The sequence below is a fragment of the Pontibacter sp. HJ8 genome, from assembly GCF_054824225.1.
In genome coordinates this window covers 1-844 of sequence record NZ_JSYF01000602.1, presented here as the reverse complement: position 1 = coordinate 844, position 844 = coordinate 1, and the positions used below count along the sequence as shown (strand labels likewise).

At 41.0% G+C, this 844-nt stretch carries 2 protein-coding genes; both read left to right on the top strand.

The genetic code is table 11. The annotated features are described in order from the left end of the window. Window positions 1-33 precede the first annotated feature (33 nt). Complete coding sequence (locus tag OB13_RS19925) at window positions 34-585, top strand: hypothetical protein (RefSeq protein ID WP_461491937.1); 552 nt, start codon at window positions 34-36, stop codon at window positions 583-585. Window positions 586-617: 32 nt separating this feature from the next. Further along, window positions 618-844: hypothetical protein (locus OB13_RS19920; RefSeq protein WP_461491936.1), on the top strand; the 227-nt coding region annotated here is incomplete at its 3' end.

Below are 844 nucleotides of genomic sequence, written 5' to 3'. Positions count from 1 at the left end.
GCCTGTATCTAAAAGCACTTTAATTGATATCATATGAAAAAGTTTCTACTCACATTATTTATTGCTGTATCGGTCTCAACAATTACTCATGCTCAAGAGAAGGTAACAGACAAGGCATCTCAGCCTAAAAGTAACCTTGAAACCTTCCTAGATCAGTCAGGATCACTCATCAAGAAAGAATATGTCACTATAGGTAAGGTAAAAGGGATTAATGTTCAGGTACTAAAGATTACAGACCTTATAAAAAACTCTACAGTGTCAGGGCTTAGGCTAGAAGGCATTACCACTTCTTCATATTCATCAGACTCTAAGATAGCCTTTCTGGATTCTGATGAGATTGAAAACTTTATCAAGGCCATAGATTACATTAATAGCAACATATTGAACTTGCCTGCTGCTGGCAGCACGGAAGTAATATATTCGTCAAGAGGTGGATTTAGCGGAGGAGCATTCGTGGATTCGAAAAACAAGTGGTCAACATTTATGCAGCTTGAAAAGTATGATTCCCGCTCCATGTTCTTTCTATCTGCAGAAGATTTCTCCCAGATGAAGGATCTAATTGTTCAGGCGAAAGCAAAAATATAGGTTAGATACCAGATACATTTAGAGACAGCCCTATGAGAACAATTGTATCAGTATGGAACTCCGCTAGCAAGGGAAAGTCCCAGACCATACGTGAACTAGCACGCCTCATACTTGCTACTTACCCTGCTTATATCCCTGTTGCACCTAGTATCATCAGCATCCCGGTCGATGTCGACTTCCTGATTGTAATAGAGATAGATGGTATACGAGTGGGGATTGCAAGCCAGGGCGACCCCGGTACCGGTCTGGAGAGTAAGCT